Raw genomic sequence first — 20,854 nt, forward strand, 5'->3', positions numbered from 1 at the left:
CACCCATCCAGACAGAAATCACGCACACGATTCCACTGAATCGTGTGCGTGATTTCTGCTTCGATCTGCTGCTAGGCGAGTGCGCGCTGCGGTGGCCCGGAATACTCACTGAGCGGGCGGATCAACGCATTGGATCCGGCCTGCTCGATGATGTGTGCGGTCCATCCGGTGATCCGGCTCATCACGAAGATGGGGGTGAAGCTGGGGATGTCGAAGCCCATCAGGTGATAGGCCGGGCCGGTGGGGAAGTCCAGGTTGGGTTTGATTCCCGTCTCCGCCAGCATGGTCCGTTCCAGGATCTCGTACATGTCGAGCCAGCCCTGCCCGCCGCGGGCGGTGGCGACGCGGACCAGCGCGGCCTTCATCGTGGGCACCCGGGAGTCTCCGTTGCGGTACACCCGATGGCCGAAGCCCATCACCTTCTCCTTGCGGGACAGTTTGTCCTGCAACCAGGCCGCGGCCCGGTCCGGCGTACCGATCTCGAGCATGTCGTGCATGACGGCCTCATTGGCGCCGCCGTGCAGTGAACCCTTCAGCGCGCCGATCGCCGCCGTCACCGCACTGTAGATATCGGACTGGGTGGAGGTCACCACCCGGGCGGCAAAGGTGGAGGCATTGAAGCTGTGCTCGGCGTACAGAATCATCGACTGCTCGAAGGCCTCGACGATCACCGGGTCGGGAACCTCGCCGAAGCACATGTTCAGGAAGTTCTGCGTGTAGCTCAGATGGCTGTGCGGGGCGATGGGATCCAGGCCGCGGCGACGCCGCATATCGGTGGCGACGATCGTCGGCAGCACCGCCAGCATGCGCAGCGACTTGGCGTAATTCGCCGAGGCGCTGGGATCGTCCTCCTCCGGATCCTCGGCGCCGAGGTAACTGATCGCGGTCCGCACCACATCCATGGGATGGCAGTTCTCGGGCAACTTCGCCAGCAGCGACTGCATGGACCGGTCGATGCGCCGGGCGCCGCGTTCCCGCTGGCTGAACAATTCCAGCTCGTGCTGGGTGGGCAGCTCGCCGTGCCACAACAGGTAGGCGACTTCCTCGAAACTGCAGCGGGCGGCCAGATCCTGAACCGGGTAGCCCCGGTAGGTCAAGGTGTTGGTCTCGGGAACCACCTTCGAGATCGCCGTCGTGTCGACGACAACACCTGCCAGACCGCGGTGGATTTTCGGGGCCTCGGATGTAGCGTTCATGACCTCACTCCTTGCAACGCGAAGTTGTAGATATCGGAGTCGAACTGGTTGTAATCGGCGTACTTCAGCAGCTCGTAGAGCCGGCTGCGGTGTTGCATCTGATCGAGAAGCCCGGTTTGTGTTCCTGCGGCGTGGATTTCACGAAGGCCGACCTCCACGGCGTGCATCGCCAGCCGCAGCGTCGTCACCGGGTAGATCACCATGTTGTAGCCGAGGTCGGACAGTTGATCGGCGGTGAGCAGCTCGGACTTGCCGAACTCGGTCATGTTCGCCAGCAACGGCGTGTCCACCGCGGCCCGGAACGCCTCGAACTCCGCCGGATTGGCCAGGGCCTCGGTGAAGATCAGATCGGCACCGGCGTCGGCGTAGGCCTTGGCCCGGTCGATGGCGGCCGGCAACCCCTCGATGCCTGCGGCGTCAGTCCGTGCGCAGATGATGAAGTTCGGGTCCCGGCGTGCGGCCACCGCCGCCCGCAACCGTTTGACCATCTCCGACGTCGGTACCACTGCTTTGCCATCGAGGTGACCGCACCGTTTCGGGTTCACCTGGTCCTCCAGGTGCAGGCCGGCCAGGCCGCTGTCTTCGAGGACGGTCACGGTGCGGGCAGAGCTCATCGGCTCACCGAAACCGGTGTCGGCGTCGATCAGCGTCGGCAGATCGGTCACCGATGCGATCTGGGCGCCCCGGGCGGACACCTCGGTCAGGGTGGTCAGACCGATATCGGGCAGTCCGAGATCCGCGGAGAGCACCGCGCCGGAGACGTACACCCCGTCGAACCCGATATCGGCGACCAGCTTGGCGACTAACGGTGAGAAGGCCCCCGGAAAGCGCTGCAGCCGACCGGATTCCAGTGCTGCACGAAACCGGGAACGTTTGTCGGCCGCCGAGGACGGCGCGCCGATGAGCCCGGTCACCGGAAGATTCCGGACGGGATCGTGGGGGCTTTGTCCAGCACCCGCGGATCCACCAGCGGGTTGAGGGTGCCGAGCGCGCCGGCCTTCAAGTCGCTGATCCGTGCCACCGCGTCGAGGAAGCGCTGCTGCTCGGCCACGTCGATGACACCGTCGGCGAGCACCCCGAACTTCGCCACGTACTGGTCACGTTCGAACGGACGGGCGCCCAGCGGATGGGCGTCGGCCACCGCGAGTTCGTCGGTGATCACTTCACCGTTGCGGAGGGTGATTTCCGCGCGGGCGCCGAATGCCTTCTCGTTCGGGTCGATCGAGTGGTAACGGCGGGTCCACTCGGGATCTTCGACAGTGGAGATCTTGCGCCACAGTTCGATGGTGTCGGGACGGTGGGCGCGCTCCGGGGAGTAGGAGTGTTCGTGATGCCAGGTGCCGTCCTGCAGGGCGACGGCGAAGATGTACATCACCGAGTGATCGAGCGTCTCACGGGAGGCGTCGGGATCGAACTTCTGCGGGTCGCCGGATCCGGTGCCGATCACGTAGTGCGTGTGATGGCTGGTGTGCAGCACGATCGACTCGATCTGCTCCAGATCGCCGATCCGGTCCCGCATGCGGCGTGCCAGGTCGATCGGGGCCTGGCTCTGGTACTCCGCGGAGTGTTCCTTGGTGTAGCTGTCCAGGATGGCCCGCTTCGGCTCACCCGGCTCGGGCAGCGGCACCTGATAGGTGTGCTCGGGACCGGACAACAGCCACGCGATCACGCCGTCCTCACCCTCCCAGATGGGGGCGGGCGAACCTTCGCCGCGCATGGCACGGTCGACGGCTTCGATCGCGACCTTGCCCGCGTAGGCCGGGGCATAGGCCTTCCAACTGGAGATCAGGCCCTTGCGGGACTGGCGCGTGGCGGTGGTCAGGTGCAGGGCCTGGCCGACGGCGTCGTAGATGGTCTCGGGATCCAGCCGCAGCATCGTGCCGATACCGGCGGCCGCCGCCGGACCGAGGTGCGCCACATGGTCGATCTTGTGCTCGTGCAGGCAGATTCCCTTCACCAGATCCACCTGCACCTCATAAGCGGTGGCGATGCCGCGGATCAGGTCGGAGCCGCGGACTCCCAACTGCTGGGCGACTGCGACCAGCGGGGGGATGTTGTCGCCGGGATGGGAGTAGTCGGCGGCCAGGAACGTGTCGTGGAAGTCGAGTTCACGGACGGCCACCCCGTTGGCCCAGGCGGCCCACTCGGGGGAGTAGGAGCCCTCGATCCCGAATACTGTTGCGCCCTGCTTGGTGCGGTGTCCCTGTGCTTGGGTGCGGGCCACCGTGACGGGCCGGCGGATCACCGATGCTGCGGAGACGGCGGCGTTGTCGATGATCCGGTTGATCACCATGGCTTCGGTGTCGGCGGGTACCGCGACCGGGTCTGCGGCCATCGTGGCGATCTTCCAGGCGAGGTGTTCCTCGCGGGGGAAGTCTTCGGCGCTACGTCGGGTTCGAACATCGTGATTACGCATAATCCGCAGGGTATCGATCGCTGGTCAGGACCGAAATAGCCTGTATAAGCGTAATTTAGTGTCCTTTGCCGGCCGTTTTTGCGAATGTTGTGAATGGCTGCTGAGCTATGGTTTCCAGCGGAGGCATGGTGGCGAAGACATTCGTGGGCGCACGGCTGAGACGGCTACGTGAAGAGCAGGGCCTGACGCAGGTGGCGCTGGCTCGGGCACTTGGCCTGTCCACCAGTTATGTGAACCAACTCGAGAACGACCAGCGCCCGATCACGGTCCCGGTGCTGCTGACGGTCACTGAGCGGTTCAACCTGCCCACGCATTACTTTGCTCCGGATTCCGATGCGCGCCTGATCGCCGATCTGCGGGAGATTCTTGCCGACAGCCCGGCCACGGGTACCCAGATCGAGGAACTGGTGGCTCGGATGCCCGATGTCGGCAAGACGCTGGTGGGCTTGCAGCGCCGGGTCCATGACATGTCGGCCGAACTCGAGGTGTTCCGCGGCCGGGCCAGTGGTGATGCGACGGTGACCAGCCAGCAGCCCATGCCGTTCGAGGAAGTTCGCGACTTCTTCTATGACCGCAAGAACTACATCGGGGAGCTGGACGTCGCCGCGGAGCAGGTGTTTGCCCGGCATCAGCTCCGTGTAGGTGGTCTGGATGCGCAACTGGCGCAGCTGTTCACCGAGGAGTACGGGATCACGGTGATCCTCGACGACGGGGATGTGTTGGCGCCCAATGCCAAAAGGTGGTTCCACGCGGAATCCCGGGTGCTCTACGTGGCGCGGTGGTTGCAACCCGGGCAGCGCGCTTTCCAGTTGGCCACCGCGCTGGCACTGCTGGCGCATGATGACCTCATCGGATCCATCGTCGCCACCGATGACGAGCTGAGCCCGAATGCCCGTGGGGTGGCGCGCATCGGGTTGGCCAACTACTTCGCCGGTGCACTGTTGTTGCCGTACCGGATTTTTCTCGGCGCAGCCGAATCGCTGCGCTATGACATCGATCAGCTCGCGCGCCGGTTCGAGGTGGGTTTCGAGACCATCTGTCATCGGCTGTCGACGCTGCAGCGGGCCGACGCACGTGGGGTGCCGTTCATCTTCGTGCGGACCGATTCGGCGGGCAACATCTCGAAACGTCAGTCCGCCACCGCATTTCATTTCTCACGGGTGGGCGGAAACTGTCCGTTGTGGGTGGTGCATCACGCGTTCGCGCGGCCGGGCCAGTTCCTGACCCAGGTGGCGCAGATGCCCGACGGCCGGTCCTATTTCTGGATCGCCCGGACCACAACGTCGAGCCCGAGTCGCTATCTGGGACCGAACAAGAGTTTTGCGATCGGGCTGGGATGCGACCTGGCACACGCTGAAAAGCTCATCTACTCAGCGGGAATCGATCTGACCGATCCGAGTTCGGCGGCGGAAATCGGTGCCGGCTGCAAGATCTGCGATCGACCGGCATGCCCGCAGCGGGCGTTTCCGTATGTCGGTCGCCCGGTGCACGTCGACCCACACAGCAGCACCGATCTGCCCTATCCGCCGGACGAGGTGCTTCCTGGCTGAAGCGGCCGGCCGGCGGCCTCGGGGGCCCGGAAATACACGGGCCGATGGCTGCCGCGCCGAATGTCGGACGCCCAGGCGTCGACGAGGGTCTCGGCGACGTCGGGGGAGACCGGACCCCACCATTGGTCGTCGGGGTGCACGACAACAACCGGGGCATGGTTGCACGGGTAGAGGCAGCCGGTTTGGGTCACCAGCACGTCTTCGTCACCGAGTTCCCGGGCGCGCAGCTGCTCGGTGAGGGCGGTCGCGGTGGCTGCGGCGCCCCGGGCAGTACAGCGAGGACCGCGACACACCAGCACGTGGCGGCCGTGTCGGGGCACTTCTTCCCAAGCGGGCGAAGACAGTACGGCTTCTTGGCCGGTGACGGGCCGGTCGGCGACCTCGATGACCAGCGTCTCGGGGTGTTGCCGGAGCCAGTCGCCGGCGACCCGGCGCAGCCACGACCGCGACGGTGCCGGCGCTCCCGCGGTGGGTGCCGCGACGAGGCGGACCTCGGTGCCCGGTGCATTGGTGGCAAGGTCGTCGAGTACCTCGCCCAGGGTTGGGGTGGCCAGCTGCAGGTATGCGACCCGCGCGCCGACTTCCTCGGCGAGCAACAACAGGTCGGTGTCGCGCGACGGGGCATCGACGCCCATCCCGACCAGTACCAGTTGGCGTGGGTGCTCAGTCATGCGTCGCCGTCCATCGGTCCAGTGTCGTCTATCGGTCCGGTCGTGTTGTGAGGCCCCGCCTGGAAAGCGGTGACCGAAGACCCTTGCTGCTCAGTCGATACCAATGCTGAACTGGCGACATGGGCGTGGGCTGGTCTCTTGCGGTCGCGGCGGTGTTCGTGTGGTTGGGCATGGTTCTGGCGATCTCGTTCCTGGAAGCCCCGCTGAAGTTCCGGGCGCCGGGGGTGACGCTGGCGGTGGGCCTGGGCATCGGGCGGCTGGTGTTTCGGGCACTCAACTGTGTCGAGGCGGTGCTGGCGACGGTGGTGGTGGCCGGTGCTGTGGTCGGTGGCGTCCCGGTGCTCGGGGTGGCCGCCGCTGTCACGGCCGCGGGGGCACTGGCAGTTCAGGTCCTGGCTGTTCGGCCGGCGTTGTCGCGGCGGTCGAACACGGTGCTTGCGGGTGGGCCCGCGTTGCAGGCAGGGTCGAGGTCGCAGGCCCACTACGCCTACGTGATGTTGGAGATGATCAAAGTGATCGCACTGGCGGCCGCGGGATTGCTGTTACTCGCCGGTTGACCCAGACGATCTGAGCAAAGGAGACGGCAATGCAGGCGATATCGCTGAACGCCCTCGTCGAGGAGCTGTTGGGAGTTGCACGTGAGCACAACAGCGGGCGGGCTGCCCGGACTCTGCACGGTGGGCATGAGCATTTCCTACGGCAGACGGTGATCGCCCTGGCTGGTGGCCAGGAGCTCAGTGAACACGAGAGTCCTGGCGAGGCCACCTTGCAGGTGCTTCGTGGACACGTGCGACTGACTGCGGGCGAGCTGAGTTGCGAGGGCCGCGCCGGTGACCATTTGGTGATCCCGCCGGTGCGGCATGCGCTGGCGGCGATCGAGGACTCCGCGGTGTTGCTCACCGTTCTTGCCGACCGGTCCGCCGCCGTCGCCCCCGCGGGCTAAGGTAACCCTAGCCTCACCAGCTCCGGTAGGCTCTGCGCTCACCATGACTGACGTGCTGCCCATCCTGCCCCGCGAACTCACCGATCTCAGCGACGCGGTCCGTTTGGTGCCGCCTCCGCCGATCCCGCAGCTGCCGGATCCGTACTCGATCCGGATTGTCGATCCCGATGCAGATGCCGCGATGATCTCGGAGTGGATGAATCGGCCGCATCTGGCGCAGGCGTGGGAGTACGACCGGCCGGTGCAGTGGTGGCATGGCTATCTGCGGGCACAGCTTGCCGGTGATTACTCCCGCCCGCTGATCGGCAGTCTGAAGGGTGAGCCGCACGGCTATGTCGAGGTCTACCGCGCGGCCAAGGATTCGATAGCGCCACGCTATGAAGCCGATCCCTACGATCTGGGCCTGCACGCTGCGATCGCCGACCCCGACATCGTCAATCGTGGCTTCGGTCCGATCTTGTTGCCGCGTCTGGTCGTCAGTTTGTTCACCATCGAACCGCAATGCAAGCGCATCATGTTCGATCCGGACCACCGCAATGTGGGTGCCCGCCGGCTCTGTGAGTACGCGAAGTGCGATTTCCTCGGTGAGCACCAGATGGCGAACCGGCGGATGGCGCTGTACGCGATGAACCGGCCGGCGTAGCTCCTACTGCGGGGACCCGCCGACCAACGCGGAGTATCCGTCGAAATCCGGTTTCATCGCCGCGGCGACCAGCTCCCACAACACCTCGTCGGTTCCGCCGCCGACCCGGGCGAGTTTCATGTCGCGCCACCACCGGCCCAGCGGGGTCTCGTCGACGAGGTAGCCGGAGCCGCCGAAGATGTGCATGCACTCCGAAAGCACCTCTTCGCCCAGCCGTGCCGCGCTGACCTTCACCGCCGCCGCCGAACGCAAATCCAGACGTCCCTGTGCCGCAATGCCGTTGAGGCTGTGGCGCAACAGGTCGGTGCGGGCCTGCAGATCGGCCATCCGCAAGCGCAGTGCTTGATGTTCGAACAGGGTGGCGCCGAACTGACGGCGCTGCACCATCCGGGCATGGGTCACCCCCAGCACCCGTTGGCACGAGGACGCGATCTGGCCGGCGATCGACATGCGTTCATGGGCCAGGGCCCACGAGATGGCTGCCAAACCGGTACCGGCCCGGGCAATCAGATGGTCGGCGGGTACCCAGGTGTCGATGTGCACGGCGGCGGTATCCAACGGGGCGGCCCCGACCTTGCGGTACGCCCTCTGCACCTCGACCTGGGCGGTGGGCACCGCGATCACCAGGATGTTGCCGTGTTTGCTGCCCGGATTGTTGTCGACGCCGCGGGCTACCACCATGATGTGGTCGGCGACGGGGGACAGGGACACGAACTTCTTGATCCCGCGGATCTCGTAACCGTCACGGACGGAACGGACCTCGGTCTCCACGATTTGCAGATCAGATCCACCGGACTCTTCGGAGGCCCCGATGCACAGCACCGCATCGCCGTCGATGGCTTGCTCGCAGATGGTCTTCAGATGCTCGGACCTGCCGAACCGGCGCAGCAGCGCGATGGCCGAATCGTGAAGGCTGACACCAACACCAATGCCCGCCGAACCGAGACGGCCGAGGCGGAACGCCAATTCGTTGAGTTTCGCGACGTCAGGATGCTGACCGCCGGCCGGGCCCCACTTGCCGCGGAACACCCCTTCGGCTCCGAGGCGCTCGATCATCTTGCGCGGGAAGCGTTCCGATGCCTCCGCTTCGGCAGTCCAGGCGATGATCGTCTCGTCGAACACTTCGGCGAGCAGTTCGCGGTAGTGCGTGATGTCCGGGCCGTGTAGCGGTGTGGTCATACTCGGGCGGCCTCGAGCTGCTGCTTGACCTCCAGTCGGCGCAGCTTGCCCGAAGTGGTTCGCGGTAGCGATCCAGGTGCCAGGAACACCACATCGGCCGGTAGCACGCCACATTGAGAGGCCACTGCCTGCACCACATCGCTGCGGGCGCCCGCTTCGTCGGGACCGCGGAATTCGGCGGCGATGATCAGTCCCGGCCGGGTGGAGTCCGCGTCGGTGCCGACGGCGACGACAGCTCCTTCCCGGACTCCACGCACCTGTGCGGCGACGCGTTCGACGTCGCTGGGGAAGATGTTGCGGCCGGCCACGGTGATCAGTTCCTTGATCCGCCCGCACACCACCAGGCCGGTGTCGCTCAGATATCCGAGATCACCGGTGCGGAACCATTCATCGGGTGCCGGTGATGGCTGGCCCATATAGCCCGACATCATCGAGGAGCCGCGAATCTCGACCTCGCCGACGCCGTCTCCGAAGCGTTCGGTGGTCACGATGCGGACTTCCATTCCAGGGAGCGGTTCGCCGAGGACCGCGTGTTTTTTGGTGGAATGTGTTTCTGGATCTACGATTTGGTCGTACAGCAACCCGGTTCCCGGCTTGGGGGTGGTGACGGCGCATGTCGACTCAGCCAGGCCGTAGGACGGTGCCGCGGCGCGGGGGTCGAGGCCGAAGCGGCCGAGTTCGGAGAGGAACCGTTCGAAGCCGTCGCAGTCGATCGGTTCACCGCCGTTGAGGGCAAATCGGAGCCGGCCGAGGTCGACGTCGGGCACCCGGCGGGCGTATTTGCCGATCACCGAATAGGCGAAATTCGGTGCCGCAGTGAGGGTTGCGCGGCTCTCCGACAGCCAGGTCAGCCAGCGGAACGGCGAGGCCGAGAAGGCGCTGGTAGGCGCCAACCACATGTGCCCGCCGGTGAGGAGCCCGGTGAGCAGGAAGGCCAGTCCCATGTCGTGATAGAGCGGAAGCCAGGTGCAGCCGACGTCGTTTTCGGGGTCCACCTCGATGTGTTGGAGGAGGCCCTGGATGTTGTTCAGCACCGCTTCGGGTGAAAGCATCGCCGTCCGTGGGGTTCCCGTGGACCCGGCGGTACCCTGAAGAACCGCCGGCGTGCCTTCTGGGCTGGTCTGCGCAGCCAGTGTGGTGGAGCGTCGTGCATGGCCGACCGCGGCGACGTCGAACACCGAGATCCCGAGATCGCTGGCCCGTAACAGATCCAGCTGGTTGCCGTGGCTGAACAACTGGGAGACACCGATGCTCCGGAAGCGCTCAGCGGTGCTGTGGGCCCATTGCCGGCCGTCGGCGCCGCGAACCGGTCCGGGCAGCAGTGACAGCGCCCGACCCGCCAGCCAGGCGCCTTGGATGCCGGCGACAAACTCGACCGTCGGCTCGCCCACGAGGCCGACGGCACCGTCGGGTCCTTCCAGGATGTGTTCGGCGATGTTCTCGGCTCTGGTGTGTACTTCTTGCCACGGGTGTCGGACCCAGGTGCCGCTGCCCTGATCGAGGAGCGTCAGGGCATTGGTGGATCCGGTCATCGCCTGCGACAATGCGGTCGCGAGTGCGCTCACCGGCCGGCCGGTACCTTCGCCAGAATTGCGGCTTCGAGATCACCAACGGTGTTGCAGGTCAACAGATCTTCCTCGGTCAACGCGACGCCGATCTTGTCCTCGATGGCGACCATGCCCACGGCAAAAGCGACCGAGTCCATCCCCACGTCGTCGATCAGGCGGGAATCACGCGTCACACGACTGATATCGATGTTCAGGTCGTCGCGCAGGATCTCCTCGAGGGCGGCACTGACCGCTTCCGGGGTTGACGTCTCCATGGCGGGGACGTTACACCGATGGGTAAAGCAAGGCTACGCTTACCTCGCACCCGGGCCGTGGTCATCGCGCAGAGCCAGCACGGTAGGCACCGCTTCGCACACCACCGATCCGCGCTCGGCGGTCAACTCGTCGACGATGGCGAATGCAGCGCTGATGTTCTGCGGAGTGTCGATGATGACCGTGGACACCGGCACCTGCCGCGTCAGCTGCAGGAACCTGTCGCCGTGCGGCTCCTCGCTGCCGTGGAAACCCCACAGGCCGCGCAGTGCGGTCGCCCCGCTGGCATCGGCTTCCTTGAGTCGACGGATCAGGGCGCGGTGAATCGGCCGGCCGTGGTGGTAGGCGTCCTCGGTGGTGCGCACCGTCAGCTTCTGGAACTGCGAACCTGGGAGGTCGGCCGGTGTGGCGAGCGTCAAGCCGTCTTGCTTGCACACCAGGACCGGCTCGACCGTCAGCAGGGGGTGCGGCACCAGGGCCTGTAGCTCCGGTATCGCGATGGCTGCCGCAGCGGCCCTGCCGACGCCCGAGACCACCAGGGGGACCGTGCTGTTGCTGCTGAAAAATCGTGCCCGCCGGCGCTGCCCCGCCACGGTGCCGTCGACCCCGAGGAACGCTTCGGCGCCGGCGAAACCGCAGCGCTGCAGCACCCTGATGGCCGCGACGTAACCCGGTTCGCCGTCGACCCGCTGGCGGCGCGCCAGATACAGCGTCACCCGCACCGACCCGGTGTCAGCGGGCGGTGAGCCCAGGCTGGTGGGGTGCACGGTCAACAGTCCGCGACCGGTCATCGCCGCCACCTGATCGGCCAGCGCGGCGATCGGCTCGGCGGTATCCACGGCGGTGACGGTCACGGGCGGGTCCTCGGAAAGACTCAGCGATCGATCACTACGGATGACATTGGCGGGTCCGAATCCGGCGATACCGCGCAACATCACACTGCTGGCGATACCGCGGCTGTGGAACAGCTCCAACAAGACCTCGGCCAGGAACCGGCCGGCGCTGCGTTCCCGCTCGGCGAAGAAGGCCGTCAGCGTCAACGCCTCGTCCGGCCGGCTCACAGGAAACCCGCGATCCACTGGCCGAACACGGTCGCCGGAATACCCAGCGCGACGCTGACCACGATGTTGCCGAGCGCCGGCCGGATCTGGCGGTCCTCGGCAAGGCGGTGAGTCTCCAGCATCCAGGTGGAGAACGTCGTATAGGCGCCGATGAGCGCGGTACCCGCCAGCAGCGCCGCCTCGTGGCTGAGCACCAGCCCGCTGACGAATCCCAGCGCCAACGCGCCACTGATGTTCACCGCCAGCGTGCCGTAGGGGAACGGCCGGGTCACGCGACGCGACACGGCCCGGTCGAGCAGGAACCGAGCGGTCGCCCCGAACCCACCAATGACCATGACAGCCAGCCAGATTGCCGGATTCACCGCACCCGCGCCCGTCGCACCCATGCCGTCGCGAGGTGCATTGCCGCAAGACCGGCGACGATGCTGGCCGTCACGTAGCCGGCGGCCAAACCGTAGTGGTGATGCTCGATCATGCGCAGCGTCTCGAGCTGCATCGTGGAGAACGTCGTGAGCCCGCCACACAGGCCGGTACCCAGCAGCGGCCGCCGGTAGCTCGACAGCGGCAGCCGTTCGAGCAGGCGGGTGGTGAAGTAACCCAACAGGAACGCGCCGGCGATGTTCACCACAAACGTTGCCCACGGCCACTGGTCGGGACGTGGTGCGGCCACCGTCACCAACACGGCCCGCGCCAATGTGCCCAGTGCGCCGCCGAAGAACACGGCGGCAAGTTCGCGGTTGTCATGACCGAACACAGCACACAGTGTGACGGGTGATTGAACAAACGGGGCGCTGAAGCCGCCGCGGCGGTCCAATGTGTCCAGCTGCGCGCGAAGTGCCGCGAGAGTGGGCAGAATTGACCGGGTGGCTGCCAATCCTCGTGCCGGTCAACCGGCACAACCAGAAGACCTGATCGATCTCCCGCATCTTGTCACCGCCTACTACACAATCCAGCCGGATCCCGAGGACATCGCCCAGCAGGTGGCGTTCGGTACCTCAGGGCACCGCGGCTCCGCGCTCGACGGCGCCTTCAACGAAGCGCACATCCTGGCGACAACTCAGGCCATCGTCGAGTACCGCGCCTCCCAGGGCGTCACCGGACCGCTGTTCATCGGCCGTGACACCCACGGTCTGTCCGAGCCCGCCTGGGTGACGGCGCTGGAGGTGCTGGCGGCCAACGACGTCGTCGCGATGATCGACTCGGCCGACCGCTACACGCCGACCCCGGCTGTCAGTCACGCCATCCTGACGTTCAATGCGGGCCGGGACGCCGACCTCGCCGACGGCATCGTCGTCACCCCGTCCCACAATCCGCCCCGGGACGGGGGCTTCAAGTACAACCCACCCAACGGCGGTCCGGCGGACACCGACGCCACCGGATGGATCGCCAAGCGCGCCAACAAAATCCTGGCTGAGGGCGGCAAAGGTGTGAAGCGGGTCCCGCTGGCCCGGGCACTGCGAACCCATGAACGCCACGACTACCTGGATGCCTACGTCTCCGATCTGCCGAATGTTGTCGACATCCATGCGATCCGGGCTGCCGGGGTGCGCATCGGGGCCGACCCGCTCGGCGGCGCCAGCGTCGACTACTGGGCTGCCATAGCCGAACGGCACAACCTGGATCTCACCGTGGTCAACCCGCTGGTGGATGCGACGTGGCGGTTCATGACGCTGGACACCGACGGCAAGATCCGGATGGATTGCAGCTCGCCGAATGCGATGGCCTCGCTGATCCGGAAGTTCGATGAAGACAACACGGCCTACCAGATCGCCACCGGTAACGACGCCGACTCCGACCGGCACGGCATCGTCACCCCCGACGGCGGGCTGATGAACCCCAACCACTACCTGGCGGTGGCGATCGACTACCTGTACACGCACCGGCCGGACTGGCCGGGTGAGGTGGCCGTCGGCAAAACCGCGGTCAGTAGCTCCATCATCGACCGGGTGGTGGCGGGGATCGGCCGCAGACTTGTCGAGGTCCCGGTCGGCTTCAAATGGTTTGTCGACGGATTGATCGGCGGCACAATCGGATTCGGTGGCGAGGAATCGGCGGGCGCGTCGTTCCTGCGCAAGGACGGGACGGTGTGGACCACCGACAAGGACGGCATCATCCTGGCGCTGCTGGCCTCGGAGATCCTGGCGGTCACCGGCGCCACCCCGTCTCAGCGCTACCTGACGCTGGCCGAGCAGTACGGTGCCCCGACCTATGCCCGCATCGATGCGCCCGCCAACCGGGACCAGAAGGCCAGACTCGCCAAGCTCTCACCGGACCAGGTCGAAGCCACCGAGCTCGCCGGTGAGCCCATCACCGCCAAACTGACCACCGCACCCGGTAACGGCGCGGCCATCGGTGGCTTGAAAGTCACCACCGAGAACGCCTGGTTCGCTGCGCGGCCATCGGGCACCGAGGACGTCTACAAGATCTACGCCGAGTCCTACCTGGGGCCTGAGCATCTGGCGCAGGTGCAGGAGGCGGCCCGTGAGGTGGTGAATACAGTCATCTCGTGAGTTCTGTCTCGGAGGGCGACTGTTCGTCCGACACCTCGTCGGACGCCGGGTCGCCCCAGCCCAAGCCCAAGCTGCCCAGCGAAGTCTGGATTCTGATCTTCTCCAACGCGGTCATCGCGTTGGGCTACGGGGTGGTCGCGCCGGTGATACCGGAGTATGCGCGCAACTTCGGTGTCAGCATCAGCGCGGCGACGTTTGTCATCACCGCTTTCGCGTTGATGCGGCTGGCGTTTGCGCCGGCGGCGGGCACGCTGGTGCAGCGGCTGGGGGAGCGCCGGATCTACGTCAGCGGGCTGGTGATCGTGGCGGTGTCCACCGGCGCGTGTGCGTTCGCGGCGACCTACTGGCAGCTGCTGCTGTTCCGGGCGCTCGGCGGGATCGGGTCGACGATGTTCTTCATCTCCGCGCTGGGCCTGATGATCCGGATCAGCCCGGACAACGCCCGTGGTCGGGTCGCCGGCATGTTCTCGTCGGCGTTCCTGATCGGGTCGGTCGGAGGGCCCGTGTTGGGCAGCCTCACCGTCGGGCTGGGCCTGTCGGCGCCGTTCCTGATCTACGGCGCGGCGCTGCTGATCGCCGCCGCGGTGGTGTTCATCAGCCTGCGCCGGTCGTCGTTGGCCGCGCCGGAGGCGGAGACGGCCGAGACGGTGACGGTGCGCCAGGCGCTGCGTAACCGGGCCTATCGTGCGGCGCTGCTGTCGAACTTCGCCACCGGGTGGTCGGCGTGGGGTCTGCGTATTGCCCTGGTGCCGCTGTTTGTCACCGAGGTGCTGGATCGGGGTGCCGGGGTGGCGGGGCTGGCGCTGGCGACGTTCGCGATCGGCAACGTCTGTGCGGTGGTGCCCAGCGGGCGGCTGTCGGACCGGACCGGGCGGCGGGTGCTGCTGATTGTCGGGCTGACGGTGGCGGGGGTGTCGACGATGATCGTGGGCCTCACCGATGGCCTGATCCCGTTCCTGGTGTCGGCTTTCATCGCCGGGTTCGCGACGGGCATCTTCACTTCGCCGCAGCAGGCGGCTGTGGCCGACATCATCGGCAGCAAGGCGCGCGGCGGCACCGCTGTCGCCGCCTTCCAGATGACGGCCGACGTCGGTTCGATCGGCGGCTCACTGGTGGTGGGGCTGATCGCGCAGTACCTGTCGTTCGGGTGGGCGTTTGCGATCAGCGGGGCGATCCTGCTGGCGGCCGCACTCGGGTGGGTGTTTGCGCCGGAGACACGACCCACACCGGAAGCCGCCCACACCCCGGCGCGACCACTGGGTCCGGAAGGCGGTGGCGAGCTTCCGTGACCAGCGATTTTGGCTGGAGTTCACCAGTGGTGTAACTTCGAATCGCACAAGGGGCTATGGCGCAGTTGGTAGCGCACCACACTGGCAGTGTGGGGGTCAGGGGTTCGAATCCCCTTAGCTCCACCATATGGGTGTTACTCAAAAGAGCGACCTCTTCAACGCCGCTGGCACGAGAAGAGGATCTCTGGTCGCGAATGTCACCGCTTTCGGCGGTGACATTCGCGTTTGAGGGGCCGGATTCGCTTGCGACCCGGTCCTGTAACGCACGAAGTTCCGCGAGTTCTGGCTGCAGTTCGTGGTCGGTGACGTCGTCTTGTTGCTAACCGTCGCCGCCGCCAACGATTCCATCGCCGCCGCCCATACCGTTCACCCGCCTCCCCAATGCTGCGTGCCGTCCCGGACGGAAACGTCCGCCTGGGTGCGCCTACGGTACGAGGTACGAGGAATCTCTCCAGGATTCAAGGTATTGGGATTCATGGTCTCTGGATTGATAGTCATGCTACCTATGGGCTTGGAGGATGCCTGCCCCATCCCAGTCGCCGAACTCGTTGGCAATCTGCCGACGCCGCCCGGTTCGAGCTGACCTCTCGGCCGCGTTTCGTGAGCGTAACTTGACTACAAGTACTTGAGAAGATTGCAGATTTTTCGACGTGAACTCCCACGCGAGCTACTCGACAACTGGGCTAGCGACCAGGGCGGCTAGCTGGTTTGCCAGCCGGGAGGTTCCCGGCGTTCTCGGCAATTGCGAATGGATCTCGTCAATCTCAGAGCCCACAAACTGGGAGCGATCGCCGCGAACAAGCTAGCTTGTCGCGACATTGGGCTTCGAAGTGCACGTGGCCGATTGTTATCAGAATGTACTGACGTTCTCGATGCTCACGAACATGCCACGCTGCGTCCCGCTGTTCGTGAATGTTGTGCCGGCTGGCGAGCTTCGGATGACCCACCCCATCGCGGAGTAGCTGCTGCCGTAGGTGAGCACGTGGTCGTTTTCTGGGTACGCACCCGGGATGTTGCCGTTCGCCCACTGAAAGTTCCCGGACGCGTCGATGGCAGCAAGGACGAAGTGCATACCTGACTCACTGAGCGGAGCTTGGACGAATCCACGGTTCCCTTCGTCGACCGCGCCCGAAGACTGACAGACGACTTCTGCAGTATTCAACAAACATCTTGCTCGACCTGACGGTGTGCGAACGATGACATCAGGGCCAGCGTTCGGAGAGAGGTCAGTTGTGGCTCCTACCCTCGGCGAAGGTGCCAAGGGTGGTGAGCGGGTGGTCGAGCCAGGAGGCGCTGCGACACGAGGTAGTTCAGGGGTTGCCGGTGTCTCAACCCGCGGCGGCGCGGACTCTCCGCCGGTACCCCTAAGTAGAACGAGACCAGTGGCAGCTCCACCGAGCGTTGCTCCCAGAATGCTGACGATGACGACGAGCCGCAGACGCCCGCGCCCGCCCGCCGATGCAAGATGTGCTGGTCCCGTTTCGGGAGCGTCTGGTACGCGCATCGACGGGAGCGGGGTCGGCCAGCTCGGATCGATGTACTGAGTGTCCCGCCCATCGGGCGTCAGCGGTGAGTCGGGGTCTGTCACCTGTTCGGCTCCCTCCAGCGATCATCTAGCAACAGCGGCTTTGGTGCGGCTTGGATCGGCGTGATCGTCAGTGCATTGTGAAACCGTAGGCGGCAAGGGGTAGCAAGGTCGCTCCGTCGTCTTGCCAGGATGAGACAAACAGCCAGACGGTGCCCGTTGCATCCGCACCGGTCGCATAGCTGCCACCTTGGTTTGTGAGCAGCGTGCCGACATTTCGGGCGGAGAAATCGCTGCGAAACGAACCGATCGATACGGGGCTCTCATTTGCGCGCGGCAGGCAGATCCCAGTGCTGGTCGATTCTGGCATGGTCACCCCGCCATCCATGTACATGCCAGGTGCGCACACAGTGCTTAACCAGTCGTCACTCGTACCAGTCAGCGATGACGGTCCAGCTACGGCAGGATCCTGGATGCCTGCTTGGTCGCTGGAGCGAAGGAGCGCAACGACGCCGGCCGTCGTAAGAAGCAGGACGACGGCAAGTGCAACGCTCAGCCCGATCACGAGAGGGGGAGCTGGCAGCCTGCGGGAACGTGGAACGAAACCGCTACTGGGGCTCCGTGTTTGCGTCGTCCAGGCCGACCCATCCCAATAGCGCTCGCCGGCCGACGTTCCTGGGTCGGGATACCAGCCAGGTGTGGTCATATCGGCCTCCTGAGGATTGAGCTTCTCGCAAAGGAACTTGGTGCAACTGGCTCACCCATTGCGCAGCGAGAACCCAAACCTGGCCAGCTGCTGCAGGTCGGCTCGGCGATCCGGTGAGTAAAGACCCACAACTGTCCCGACGCATCAGTTCGGGCAGCGTAGGCGCCGTTCTGCGAGAAGTTCGCAGCGGCGTTCTCGAAGCGGAACTGCGACTCGTAGGTACCGACGAATACCGAGGCTTGGGACGTTTCCGTATAACAGGTTGCAGCTCCCGTCGAGCCGGTCAGCACGTTCCCGCCTCTGCCATTCTGATAGGTACCGGTAGCGCAGATGGCCTCGATCCACTCTTGCGGAGATGTCGTGCTAGCCGCCTGGGTGGCGGCGGAAGGTGGATCCTCCCGCGTCCATAAAGCAACCGCGACTGCGATGAGCGCCATCGTCGAGATCACCAAAGCGATCGACAACCACAGCGCGGCTCTGGGCATTCGGTCCGCGTGAAAACGCCCCAGCGGAACTAGCGCGAACTCCCGCCTTGATAGAGAGATGTTGCCGCGAGCCATCCCCGAAGTGGCAAGAGCCTGCGAATGCAGCGATGCTACTTGCCCAGCGAACTGTCCGCATTCGTTTCCCAGGTTGAGGTATGACCAACTGACTACCCCACCTTCCATTTGCTGCTAAGCATGTCCCAGCAGCACAAACGCCGGGAGGGGGCGCTGTGGCACTGAAGGTGAGCATCGAAGATCTGGTGGCATCTGGGGTGGCGGTCACCGGTCACGGCGAAAATGTGGCCGCCAAGCACTGCACGGCGGATAGCCGCATCGAAAGTGCCCAAGGTGGTTGGCAGGGCCAATCAGCGGCATCCATGGCGCTCCGCATGGCGGCATGGTCGATCACGACCACCACCCTCCTGACGCGCCTCAGTGACCACGCCCAGGGCCTGCACACCTGCGCGCAGGAGTTCTGCTCCATGGAAGAACGGCACGCCGAAGCACTGAAAGTGCCGGGGCAGCAAGCGGATGCCATCGCTAGCCGGATGTAGCGGATTGCCGTGACCCTCACTATCGCCGACATCGAGCGCTGGGATGCCGGCGACGTCCGCGAGGTGTTCCACGCTGCCAGCAGCCGCGCCAAAGCGGTCCAGGATGCCGCCAATGGCCTGGCGCAGTTGCCTGCCTTCACGACGTGGGGCGGCGAGGCGGCCGAAGCCGCTAAGGAAGCTATCGGCAAGACCCGTGCTGACCTGGACGCACACGGGCAAGAAGCGCTGGCGGTCGCCAATGCTGCCCGCAGTGCGGCAGACGAAATCGAACGCATCAGATCGGAGCTGGCCACCCTCAAAGCCGATGCCGCCGCGCTCGGTATGGAGATCGACCCGGTGTCCGGGCAAGTGGTGCCAGGACCCGGCACCAGCGGCAACCCGATGGAAGTCCTCATCAAGCAGCAGCAGCTCCAGCCACGAGTGGACAAGCTGATCGCCGAAGCCAACCTCGTGGACATGGCGCTGGCCAACGCCATCGATATGGCCGGTGGATCAGTGCCAATCCCCGAATCGCCACATGCCAGCGATCCGGACGTGCAAGCAGCGCTTGAAGGCGGTCCGCTGCCCGAAGACCCCCAAGAGTTCAACGACTTTTGGGACAAGCTCACCGATGAGCAGAAAGAGCTGCTGTACGAGCAGAACCCGTTCATTGGCAACAGCGACGGCATGCCGTTTGACGACCGGCATCTGTTCAACGAACGGCACCTGACCGAGCTGCAACAGGCGACGCAGACCGAGCTGGATCGACTGCGCGCTGCGCATCCGGACTGGGCGGGTGGAGAGGCGCCGTTCCGCTCGACGCCCGAATGGCAGACCTGGAAGCCTCAGTGGGACGCGGCCAACAAAGCAAGCAATGAGTACGCGCAAGTTCGCAAGGCTCTGGATTCATCGGATGGGATTCCGCGATTCCTTGGTGTGCTCGATGATCAGGGGCGTGCGGCGGTCTCCCTCAACAACCCGGATGACGCCACGCGGTCTGCGACCTTCGTTCCGGGCACGGGCCAGGATCTCGGCCGCTTCGAGTTCAGTGCCGACAAATCGAAACTCATGTACCAGGCGACACTCAATGCCGACCGGTCACTGCAGCCAGGCGACGTGTCGGTGGCGACCTGGATGGGCTACGACCGGCCGATGGAGGTGTGGAACGCTGCCTCGCCGAACTACGCCCACAATGGCGCCGGTACGTTGCAGAGCTTCCAAGACGGTCTGCGTGCCTCCCATGACAACGTGACCGCCGGTGGGGATTCGATCAACACGGTCATTGGACACAGCTACGGCTCAACCATCATGGGTGCCGCCGCACTCGACGGGCAGTTGGATGCGAACAATGTTGTGGCCGTGGGGAGCCCAGGGGTGCTTACTGACCATGCAAGCAACCTCAATCTGCCTGACGGTGCCCACGTGTTCGCGACCCGGGCCGAAAACGACATCATCGGCGCGGTCACGGGCGCGACGCTCGGGCCTGATCCGATGTCGGGCAAGTTCGGGGCCATCCCGTTCGAGGCAGCACCAGGCGAGACATGGCCATTCGGTCTGCCATCGGTCGATGCCCACAGCAGCTATTGGGACAACATGAACAATCCGGCCCTGATCAACATGGGTCGTATCATCGCCGGAAGGACCGACGTGACGCCACCGACCTTCAACCCCTGAGGTGCTGATGCCAAGTCCGACAGGATTTCTCGCCGCACTCCTCGCGTGCGGCGCGCTCGCTGCTTGCTCGACCGATGGTCCGGCCGCTGATCCGCCGCCCCCTGCTGAGTCGTCCAGCGTTACCTTGATCCCGGGAGGTCCCATGGAACCGACACCGAACGTGCCATCACCGAAGATCCCGACGAGCCAGCAAGAAGCGCAGGACACGGTGCTGCGCTACTTGCAGGAGACGGTGAACGCGTTGCCGCCAGGGAGCAGTCTCGATGGCACCAGATACATCGCCGGCGGCGATACCAACTATTGCGAAGACAACCCCAGCGGGCCTGACGCACCGGTGCGCTTTTCGGACTGGCGAGATATCCAGACCTCGGCGCAGATCGACTTCCATCAGCTCGTTGATGACGTGGGGCGGGTATGGGAAAGCTGGGGGTGGGAGGTCATCGAGCGCGATGGCTACGCGAAGCCCAACCGCTTCGGATACGCCCCTGATGGCTACGTTTTGCAAATCGCCGCCAGCTATCCGCCGGAGTATCCACCGAGCATTATTGCCGCCTCACCGTGTTACCCGGGCACCCTGCGGAATGAGGACCTTCCGCGGAATCCGCCTGTCATCGAGCAGAGTTCATCGACTCCGTGACGGATGATCGATATCC

20 protein-coding genes, 1 tRNA gene and 1 pseudogene are annotated in these 20,854 nt (G+C 65.3%); 10 read left to right on the plus strand and 12 right to left on the minus strand.

The window, feature by feature from the left end:
- Positions 1 to 71: 71 nt before the first annotated feature.
- From WBB07_RS24095 to prpD, 3 genes are read right to left on the minus strand one after another with little or no spacing between them, the layout of a single operon-like run.
- A complete protein-coding gene (locus WBB07_RS24095) occupies positions 72 to 1,196 on the minus strand; it encodes a bifunctional 2-methylcitrate synthase/citrate synthase (protein ID WP_526311306.1) in 1,125 nt (374 codons plus the stop codon).
- Positions 1,193 to 2,110 carry a methylisocitrate lyase gene (gene prpB / locus WBB07_RS24100; RefSeq protein ID WP_526311308.1) on the minus strand — a complete coding sequence of 306 codons (918 nt, stop codon included), beginning with the start codon at positions 2,108 to 2,110 and terminating at the stop codon, positions 1,193 to 1,195. The genes WBB07_RS24095 and prpB overlap by 4 nt, the downstream gene beginning before the upstream one ends.
- Positions 2,107 to 3,612, minus strand: coding sequence for a 2-methylcitrate dehydratase PrpD (prpD, locus tag WBB07_RS24105; RefSeq protein WP_526311310.1), 1,506 nt, complete (start codon positions 3,610 to 3,612; stop codon positions 2,107 to 2,109). The genes prpB and prpD overlap by 4 nt, the downstream gene beginning before the upstream one ends.
- A gap of 125 nt (positions 3,613 to 3,737) precedes the next feature.
- On the opposite strand from prpD, the gene WBB07_RS24110 reads away from it, so the two are divergent.
- Complete coding sequence (locus WBB07_RS24110) at positions 3,738 to 5,162, plus strand: short-chain fatty acyl-CoA regulator family protein (protein ID WP_526311358.1); 1,425 nt, start codon at positions 3,738 to 3,740, stop codon at positions 5,160 to 5,162.
- On the opposite strand, the gene WBB07_RS24115 is transcribed toward WBB07_RS24110, so the two are convergent.
- Complete coding sequence (locus WBB07_RS24115; protein ID WP_526311312.1) at positions 5,132 to 5,833, minus strand: (2Fe-2S) ferredoxin domain-containing protein; 702 nt, start codon at positions 5,831 to 5,833, stop codon at positions 5,132 to 5,134. The genes WBB07_RS24110 and WBB07_RS24115 overlap by 31 nt on opposite strands.
- Positions 5,834 to 5,952: 119 nt before the next feature.
- Between WBB07_RS24115 and WBB07_RS24120 the strand changes: the two genes are divergently transcribed.
- From WBB07_RS24120 to WBB07_RS24130, 3 genes are read left to right on the plus strand one after another with little or no spacing between them, the layout of a single operon-like run.
- Positions 5,953 to 6,390, plus strand: a complete 438-nt coding sequence (locus tag WBB07_RS24120; protein ID WP_526311314.1) for a hypothetical protein — start codon at positions 5,953 to 5,955, stop codon at positions 6,388 to 6,390.
- A gap of 29 nt (positions 6,391 to 6,419) precedes the next feature.
- Entirely contained in the window at positions 6,420 to 6,776 is a 357-nt protein-coding gene (locus tag WBB07_RS24125; RefSeq protein ID WP_526311316.1) for a cupin domain-containing protein, read from the plus strand.
- Between the two features lie 43 nt (positions 6,777 to 6,819).
- On the plus strand, positions 6,820 to 7,419 hold the full coding sequence (locus WBB07_RS24130; protein WP_526311318.1) for an acetyltransferase: 600 nt from the start codon (positions 6,820 to 6,822) through the stop codon (positions 7,417 to 7,419).
- A 3-nt stretch (positions 7,420 to 7,422) separates the two neighbouring features.
- On the opposite strand, the gene mbtN is transcribed toward WBB07_RS24130, so the two are convergent.
- Genes mbtN through crcB (WBB07_RS24160) form a run of 6 tightly spaced genes read right to left on the minus strand, consistent with a single transcriptional unit; the run spans position 7,423 to position 12,233 of the window.
- A complete protein-coding gene (gene mbtN, locus WBB07_RS24135) occupies positions 7,423 to 8,598 on the minus strand; it encodes a mycobactin biosynthesis acyl-ACP dehydrogenase MbtN (protein WP_526311320.1) in 1,176 nt (391 codons plus the stop codon).
- Positions 8,595 to 10,163: a long-chain-fatty acid--ACP ligase MbtM gene (mbtM, locus tag WBB07_RS24140; RefSeq protein ID WP_526311322.1), complete on the minus strand. Its 1,569-nt coding sequence runs from the start codon at positions 10,161 to 10,163 to the stop codon at positions 8,595 to 8,597. The genes mbtN and mbtM overlap by 4 nt, the downstream gene beginning before the upstream one ends.
- The gene (gene mbtL / locus WBB07_RS24145) at positions 10,160 to 10,420 is read right to left on the minus strand and encodes a mycobactin biosynthesis acyl carrier protein MbtL (protein WP_526311324.1); all 261 of its coding nucleotides are present in this window, start codon (positions 10,418 to 10,420) and stop codon (positions 10,160 to 10,162) included. Before mbtL ends, mbtM begins: the two co-directional genes overlap by 4 nt.
- A 39-nt stretch (positions 10,421 to 10,459) precedes the next feature.
- Positions 10,460 to 11,479, minus strand: a complete 1,020-nt coding sequence (locus WBB07_RS24150; protein WP_526311326.1) for a DUF190 domain-containing protein — start codon at positions 11,477 to 11,479, stop codon at positions 10,460 to 10,462.
- A complete protein-coding gene (gene crcB, locus WBB07_RS24155) occupies positions 11,476 to 11,865 on the minus strand; it encodes a fluoride efflux transporter CrcB (protein ID WP_526311327.1) in 390 nt (129 codons plus the stop codon). Before crcB (WBB07_RS24155) ends, WBB07_RS24150 begins: the two co-directional genes overlap by 4 nt.
- Positions 11,838 to 12,233 (minus strand): fluoride efflux transporter CrcB, encoded by a 396-nt coding sequence (gene crcB / locus WBB07_RS24160; RefSeq protein WP_526311329.1) that lies wholly within the window; start codon positions 12,231 to 12,233, stop codon positions 11,838 to 11,840. The genes crcB (WBB07_RS24155) and crcB (WBB07_RS24160) overlap by 28 nt, the downstream gene beginning before the upstream one ends.
- Before the next feature lie 109 nt (positions 12,234 to 12,342).
- On the opposite strand from crcB (WBB07_RS24160), the gene pgm reads away from it, so the two are divergent.
- The 3 genes from pgm to WBB07_RS24175 all read left to right on the plus strand — a co-directional run bounded on the left by pgm (position 12,343) and on the right by WBB07_RS24175 (position 15,404).
- Positions 12,343 to 13,989: a phosphoglucomutase (alpha-D-glucose-1,6-bisphosphate-dependent) gene (gene pgm / locus WBB07_RS24165; protein WP_526311331.1), complete on the plus strand. Its 1,647-nt coding sequence runs from the start codon at positions 12,343 to 12,345 to the stop codon at positions 13,987 to 13,989.
- Positions 13,986 to 15,278, plus strand: coding sequence for an MFS transporter (locus WBB07_RS24170; protein ID WP_526311333.1), 1,293 nt, complete (start codon positions 13,986 to 13,988; stop codon positions 15,276 to 15,278). The genes pgm and WBB07_RS24170 overlap by 4 nt, the downstream gene beginning before the upstream one ends.
- Before the next feature lie 50 nt (positions 15,279 to 15,328).
- Positions 15,329 to 15,404 (plus strand) — tRNA-Ala (locus tag WBB07_RS24175).
- Positions 15,405 to 16,933: 1,529 nt separating this feature from the next.
- Here WBB07_RS24175 and WBB07_RS24180 read toward each other — a convergent pair.
- Positions 16,934 to 17,179, minus strand: a complete 246-nt coding sequence (locus WBB07_RS24180) for a hypothetical protein (RefSeq protein ID WP_526311360.1) — start codon at positions 17,177 to 17,179, stop codon at positions 16,934 to 16,936.
- 243 nt (positions 17,180 to 17,422) lie between these two features.
- Positions 17,423 to 17,509 (minus strand): annotated as a pseudogene (locus WBB07_RS24185) (DUF2510 domain-containing protein); the annotation flags it as partial.
- A gap of 715 nt (positions 17,510 to 18,224) precedes the next feature.
- Here WBB07_RS24185 and WBB07_RS24190 point away from each other — a divergent pair.
- The 3 genes from WBB07_RS24190 to WBB07_RS24200 all read left to right on the plus strand — a co-directional run bounded on the left by WBB07_RS24190 (position 18,225) and on the right by WBB07_RS24200 (position 20,838).
- On the plus strand, positions 18,225 to 18,548 hold the full coding sequence (locus tag WBB07_RS24190; protein WP_526311335.1) for a WXG100 family type VII secretion target: 324 nt from the start codon (positions 18,225 to 18,227) through the stop codon (positions 18,546 to 18,548).
- Positions 18,549 to 18,557: 9 nt separating this feature from the next.
- Complete coding sequence (locus WBB07_RS24195) at positions 18,558 to 20,201, plus strand: alpha/beta hydrolase (RefSeq protein WP_526311337.1); 1,644 nt, start codon at positions 18,558 to 18,560, stop codon at positions 20,199 to 20,201.
- 142 nt (positions 20,202 to 20,343) lie between these two features.
- Positions 20,344 to 20,838, plus strand: a complete 495-nt coding sequence (locus tag WBB07_RS24200) for a hypothetical protein (protein WP_526311339.1) — start codon at positions 20,344 to 20,346, stop codon at positions 20,836 to 20,838.
- The last annotated feature ends 16 nt before the right edge of the window (positions 20,839 to 20,854 follow it).

Source organism: Mycobacterium sp., assembly GCF_049647605.1.
Lineage (GTDB): Bacteria > Actinomycetota > Actinomycetes > Mycobacteriales > Mycobacteriaceae > Mycobacterium.